The sequence below is a fragment of the Jannaschia seosinensis genome, assembly GCF_001408515.1.
Lineage (GTDB): Bacteria > Pseudomonadota > Alphaproteobacteria > Rhodobacterales > Rhodobacteraceae > Jannaschia > Jannaschia seosinensis.
Genome location: NZ_CYPR01000239.1, coordinates 1 through 6,363 on the forward strand (window position 1 = coordinate 1; position 6,363 = coordinate 6,363).

Consider the following 6,363-nt stretch of genomic DNA (forward strand, 5'->3'; position numbering starts at 1 on the left):
AAGCAGGAAAAGCTCGGCGCGTTCATGGACGCCTCCCGCGACGACGTCCTGGCCTACATGGACTTCCCGCGCGAGCATTGGACCCAGATCGCATCCACGAACCCAATCGAGCGAGTAAACCGCGAGATCAAGCGGCGCGCCGATGTCATCGGGATCTTTCCAAACGACGAAGCCATTGTTCGCCTGGTCGGCGCTCTGATGCTCGAGACAAACGACGAATGGACAGTCGCCCGGCGGTACATGTCGCTTGAAAGCCTCGCGCGCGTCACCGACAATGCAGACGTCAGATTGCCCACCGTGGCCACCTGATCAGCTTCGGACCTCTCCGAAGGTCGGCGCTCCTACACCACGCAATGGGGCACTATCGTCCGACACGAGCGTCTCGCCGTAGATCGGGTGGAGGAGTGCTGTCTCGTTGGCGGTCAGCGGCCGCGCCGTGCAGGCGGCGGTGAGGAGCGTGGCCGCGAGGATGAGGGGCAGGCGCATGCCGAAAGGATATGTCAGCGCGACTCGGCGGCAAGGCGGTGTTCGTCAAGGTAGTTGTCGCCTGCACTCGTTTTCACGCTGCGTTCTCGGCTGGGCCGGCCATGGGGCCGCCGCCGCCAGCTTCATGGGGGAGCGCGTCGGCAGCCCCATGGCCTCTGCGCCCGGCATCGGATCGCTCGGGGTTAAGCCAGACCGAGCCGATGGGCTGCCAGTCGCGGGTCTGACCTGACCAGCGTTCCGGGTGTACGGCGCGGGCCATCTGGTAGACGCGGTGGCGCTCTGCCAGCAGCGCCTTTTCCTCGCCACGATGGCGCTGGTCGGGTGTCACGAAGCGGATGGCGCTGTGCCGATGCTCGGTGTTGTACCAGGTGACGAAGGTCTGGACCCGGATCTGCGCCTCCTCGATCGTCGCGAAGCCGCGGGTTGGCCAACCGGGCGTATATTTGCAGGTCCGGAACAGGGCCTCGGAGAACGGATTGTCATTGCTGACCCGGGGTCGGCTGAACGACGCGGTCACGCCGAGCCGCTCCATCGTCACCTTCATCGTTGCGCCCTTCATGGGGCTGCCATTGTCGGCATGCAGCACCAAGGGATTGGTGAGACACTTCTCGGACCATACCGCACGCTTGAGAACCAGGGCGGCGAAGTCGGCGGTCTCGCGGTCATGGACCTCCCAGCCGACGATCTTCCGGCTGAAGATATCGACGATGAGGTAGAGGTAGAAGAAGGTGCCGGCGATCGGCCCGGGCAGCCACGTGATATCCCAGCTCCAGACCTGGCACGGCGCCTTCGCCTCGAAGCTGGTGGGCGGCTTGCGGCGCGTGGCCGGACGCGCGCGACCGCGGCGATGGTTCTGGCCGCGTTCGCGCAACACCCTGTAAAAGCTGGATTCCGACGCGATGTAGTCGCCGCGGTCAGCCAGCCGAGGCACGATCTGGCTGGGCGGCAGGCTGGCGAACTCCGGCGCGTTGCAGGTGGCGACGATCTCGTCGCGTTCCGCCTCACTGAGCCGGTTTGTCGGCGCCGGCCGGTCCGCAGACGGACGACGGTCCTCGCAGATCCCGCCGACCGGATCCCGCCAGCGCTGGAGCGTGCGTGGGTTCAGGCCAAGGGCAGCGCAAGCGGCTGTGAACCGAGCTCCGGCTGATACGGCCTCGTCGATGAGGGCTGCAACATGTCGGCGATCGTGAGCAGGCGTCATTTCTCCGCGCCTCCCTCTGGGCCCCAGATCGCCTCGGCCTTTTTTCGCAGGATCGTCAGCGCCGCCGCCTCGGCCAGGGCCTTTTCCTTGCGCGCCAGTTCCCGTTCCAGCTGCTGCACCCGCTTGTTGGCGTCCCGTGTTTCCCGCGCGATCTGGCGGGACGCCGCTCGTTCCCAGTCGTTGGCCCGCGCGCAGGCCTCCCGCCAGACAGTCAGCTGATCGGGGTAGATGCCGCGGCGCCGACAATGTTCGCCAAGCTCCACTGCATTCAGTGACGCCGTCTCGATCACCGCAGCGAGCTTGTCCGCTGAGGTCCAGCTCTCGGGACCCGCGTTCGCTTCGGGCAGAAACTGCCCCTTCGCCCGCGCCTCCGCCCGCCACTTCGCAAGCGTCGCCACGCTGATCCCTTCCTCCTTGGCCAGCCGGCCCAAGGGCATGTTGTTCGGCGGCAGCATCTTCCCGATCACCGCAGCCTTCCGTTCAGGTGAGTAAGCCATTTCGTCGTCCTGTCCCGCCCGCCTCAGAATACACTTTCTGCATCAGAGCAGGCGACAACTTCCCTGACAGAGGGGGAGGATGTGGCGTCCATCCCGAGGCAGTTTGTTGAGAAACGCTTGAAGACGCGCCGGACAATAGACCCAAATTTTATTATCCGTCTTTTCCTGACAGATCGCCATATACTCGCCGTCGAAATCCTCTCAAGTCATCTTAACGCAGTCGCCGAGGCGCTGGCCGGTGCCGACGCATAGATGTTCCGCCCCGGATGATCACCTTTCCCCGCGACGATCCGCGCTCTTCATGGCAAGATCGGTTCTGAGGGACCTTCGAGACGGGGCACGACCATGCTGATACATCTTCACAAGCAGGCCACGACCACGCCGAAGGTGCGGGCGGCGATCCAGGCGAGCACGGAGCCTGCTCCGGTCCTGGCCGAGCGCTTCGGCATAACGGAGCAGACCGTTTACAAGTGGCGCAAGCGCGACAGCGTCGCGGATCGCAGCCACACGCCGCACAGGCTCCAGACGACGCTGACACCACCGCAAGAGGCCGTCGCGGTGGCCCTGCGAAAGGCGCTGCTGGTGTCGCTGGATGATCTGCTGGCGGTTGTGCGGGAGTTCCTGAACCCGAACGCCTCGCGCTCGGGGCTGGATCGCTGCCTGCGCCGGCATGGCGTGGGAAACCTGCGCGACCTGAAGGCCAAGGCGGCCAAGCCGAAGTACAGCGCCTTCAAGGCCTACGAGCCGGGCTACCTCCACATCGACGTGAAATACCTGCCGCAAATGGCCGATGAGACCCGCCGCCGTTACCTCTTCGTGGCCATCGACCGGGCGACCCGATGGGTCTTNATCCGTGTCTTCCCGGCAAAGACCGCGGCCAACGCACGGCGCTTCCTGCGCGATCTGGAGCGCGCCTGCCCGATCCGCATCCGCACCATTCTCACCGACAATGGCAAGGAGTTCACCGACCGCCTTTTCGGCCTGCGCAAGCGGACTGCCACGGGAGAGCACGCGTTCGACGCGCTTTGCGCCGCCCTCGACATCGACCACCGCCTGACCCCGCCGAAGTCGCCGAGACCAACGGAATGGTCGAGCGCTTCAACGGCCGGATCGAAGAGGTCCTGCAGAGCCACCATTTCCGATCAGGCGAGGACCTGGAGACCACGCTCCACCGATACGTCTGGCTCTACAACCAGCAGCTCCCGCAATCAGCGTTGGCCAGCAAGGCGCCCTTGCAGGCCATGAAGGACTGGCACAAAATCAAGCCAGAGCTGTTCAAGAAACAGCCATACTACCTTCCGGGATGTGACAGATAGGCAGCAGCTTCGATTACATCTCTGTGGTTAGAGTATCCGAATTTCTGACTGCTCTTTAACACGCTGCTGGAAAACACCGGGCCCGACGCGATTTCGAGGACATTTCTCATCCTTGGGGAGGCGGTGGCCGGGCTGGCGAAGCGAGGGACGGACGAGGTGGCGGAGTCGCTGTTCAGCTATCCCGGATAATTCACGAGAAGGCGGCGGAGGTGTCGTAACCGTCTGAAACTCTGTATTTTTTGGTTATCGACGCCGAAGATTCAGATTTCAGCAGGACGACCTCCGCCATGGCTCAATCTACGTGCTTCACGCCCCGCCTGTCACCCCTCAATGGCAAGCCGGTCCTGCTCGGGTTTGACGGCGCCGACATGAGCTCCGACGCCGGACTGACCCTGCTGCGCGAGATCGAGCGCAGGGCGGGTCTGGCGCAGCGGCTCGCAGATTGCCTGCACGATCCGCGTGACCCGGCGAAAGTGAGATATGCCCAAAAGTTGGTGACGGTCCTCATCAGGCGGCGGTTTGAAGTTGCTTGATCCCGTCCTTGAACTCAATCCCCTGAATGACGTCAGACTACACGACTCCCACCCGCAGCCGTCTCGGGACGACGAGATTTCGGGCGACGAGAGGCGTTTCGGGACCGGACCGCATCCATCGTCGGACCTCATCGAAGCCGGTCCGGAACCAGGATTTCGAGCAGTATCCGTGCTTCTTCCGGGCGGGGTATTTGTGTCCCATGAGCTGGGCTGCAGCACGGCAGATGAGGGCGATGGCAATAGCGGTTATGGCGATGAGCAGAGACAACTTGGACGCGAGCGTCAGGCGGGTGTCCTCCAGGTTCAGCCCCCGCGTCTTGCTGTCGGCGAACAGGCACTCGATGAGCCAGCGCTTCTTGTACTGCCGCAGGATGTGCGCGCCAGTGGCTGGATAGGGCGAAGCCACCACGAGAAGCTCGCGGCCGTTGGTACGGACTATCTGGCCCTCCTTCATGCGGATCGCGAAGGGGATCTCCTGCTCGACGAGAAAAGTGAACCATTCCTGACCGATGAACTCGCGATCCGCCAGCAGCATCCGAACGGTTGAGGCGTCGAAATACGCGAGATACCGCTTCATCAGCGCGATGCGCTGAGCGGTCGTGCTGTTGCCGGAATGCGGGAGCATGGTCCACATCAACGGGACACGGAACCTGGCCGTGATGACGGCCAACACGAGGACGTTAACGTCGGTCTTGCCGATCTTCCAGTTGGTGCGGTCAAGACACAGATGCCAAGGGCGAGGGTTGCCGAGCAGCGAGATCACGATGCCCACGNNCCAATCTGAGAACGGCGGTGCAAAAGTCTGCCACGGTAGCGGCGGGATGAGCCTGCTGCGGGCGGCGTAAAAGTCGTCCACCTTTACCCTCTCTGGCGGCAGGGAGGGCGGGAGGATTTTCACCGTGGACTTGTATCGTAAGGTGCGATTGGCCTGTGCGGAGGGCATGAGCCAGCGGGCGGCGGCGNATCACTTCGGGATTTCGCGCGACAGCGTTCAGAAGATGTTGGCGTTCTCGATTCCTCCAGGATACCGGCGAACGGCGCCCGTGAAGCGGCCGAAGCTGGACGGGTTCACCGGGATCATCGACGGCTGGCTGGATGGCGATCGCGAGGTCCATCGCAAGCAGCGGCACACGGCGAAGCGGTTGTTCGAACGGCTCCGCGATGAGCATGGTTTCGCCGGCGGCTATACGATCGTGAAGGACTACATGCGGGAGCGCGAGCGGCGCGGCCGAGAGATGTTCGTGCCGCTGGCGCATCCGCCCGGTCATGCCCAGGCCGACTTTGGCGAGGCGGTGGTCATCATCGACGGCGTCGAGCAGAAGGCGCATTTCTTCGTCATGGACCTGCCGCACAGCGATGCCTGCTTTGTGCGCGCTTATCCCGCGGCGACAGCGGAAGCCTAGATTGATGGCCACGTCCACGCCTTCGCGTTCTTTGGCAAGGTGCCCGCATCGGTCCTCTACGACAACGACCGCTGTCTGGTTGCGAAGATCCTGCCGGACGGGACGCGTCAGCGGGCCACGCTCTTCAGCGGGTTCCTGTCGCATTACCTGTTCCGCGACCGCTACGGGCGGCCCGGAAAGGGCAACGACAAGGGCAACGCGGAAGGGCTGGTCGGCTATTCCCGCCGCAACTTCATGGTGCCGATCCCGCGGGTCGCAACTTGGGACGCGTTCAACGCCCATCTGGAGGAGCAGTGCCGCAGGCGCCAAGCAGATGTCCTGCGGGGCCAGTCCGAGACGATCGGTCAACGTCTCGCGCGGGACCTGGCCGCGATGGCCGACCTGCCGGCCGCGCCATTCGACGCCTGCGATCAGACCACCGGACGGGTCAGCTCCCAAGCGCTGGTGCGCTACAAGACCAACGATTATTCCGTGCCGGTTGCTTACGGCCACCGCGACGTCTGGATCAGGGGCTATGTCGATCAGGTCGTTATCGGCTGCAGTGGTGAAGTCATCGCACGCCATCCCCGCTGCTACGGTCGCGAGGACATGGTCTTTGATCCAATGCATTACCTGCCGCTAATCGAGCGCAAGATCAACGCTTTGGATCAGGCAGCACCTCTGGCGGAATGGGACTTGCCGCCGGAGTTTGCGACCCTGCGCCGCCTGATGGAAGCGCGGATGATCAAGGCGGGACGCCGCGAGTATGTCCAGGTTCTGCGCCTTCTGGAGACCTTCGACATCGTCGATCTCCATGCCGCCGTGAAGAAGGCCCTGCAACTGGGCGCGGTCGGCTTCGATGCGGTCAAGCACCTCGTTCTCTGTCAGGTCGAGAGGCGGCCGCCGAAGCTCGACCTCGACGTCTACCCCTACCTGCCGCGTGCCGAT

General features: G+C 63.8%; 3 protein-coding genes and 4 pseudogenes. 4 read left to right on the forward strand and 3 right to left on the reverse strand.

Features of this window, described 5'->3' with window-relative positions; all coding sequences use genetic code 11:
- Positions 1 to 309: transposase (locus JSE7799_RS18120; protein ID WP_186202000.1), on the forward strand; the 309-nt coding region annotated here is incomplete at its 5' end.
- Here the strand turns inward: JSE7799_RS18120 and JSE7799_RS21175 are convergent.
- Positions 310 to 486, reverse strand: a complete 177-nt coding sequence (locus JSE7799_RS21175) for a hypothetical protein (protein ID WP_186202001.1) — start codon at positions 484 to 486, stop codon at positions 310 to 312. It abuts the gene before it with no gap.
- Between the two features lie 172 nt (positions 487 to 658).
- Positions 659 to 2,184 (reverse strand): annotated as a pseudogene (locus JSE7799_RS20185) (IS3 family transposase); the annotation flags it as partial.
- A gap of 345 nt (positions 2,185 to 2,529) precedes the next feature.
- On the opposite strand from JSE7799_RS20185, the pseudogene JSE7799_RS18135 reads away from it, so the two are divergent.
- Both JSE7799_RS18135 and JSE7799_RS18140 read left to right on the forward strand, forming a co-directional pair.
- Positions 2,530 to 3,500 (forward strand): annotated as a pseudogene (locus tag JSE7799_RS18135) (IS481 family transposase).
- A 287-nt stretch (positions 3,501 to 3,787) separates the two neighbouring features.
- Positions 3,788 to 3,985, forward strand: a pseudogene (locus tag JSE7799_RS18140) (transposase); the annotation flags it as partial.
- Positions 3,986 to 4,070: 85 nt separating this feature from the next.
- Here the strand turns inward: JSE7799_RS18140 and JSE7799_RS18145 are convergent.
- The gene (locus JSE7799_RS18145) at positions 4,071 to 4,796 is read right to left on the reverse strand and encodes a transposase (protein ID WP_222101817.1); all 726 of its coding nucleotides are present in this window, start codon (positions 4,794 to 4,796) and stop codon (positions 4,071 to 4,073) included.
- Positions 4,797 to 4,932: 136 nt separating this feature from the next.
- Here JSE7799_RS18145 and istA point away from each other — a divergent pair.
- Positions 4,933 to 6,363, forward strand: a pseudogene (gene istA, locus JSE7799_RS18150) (IS21 family transposase); the annotation flags it as partial.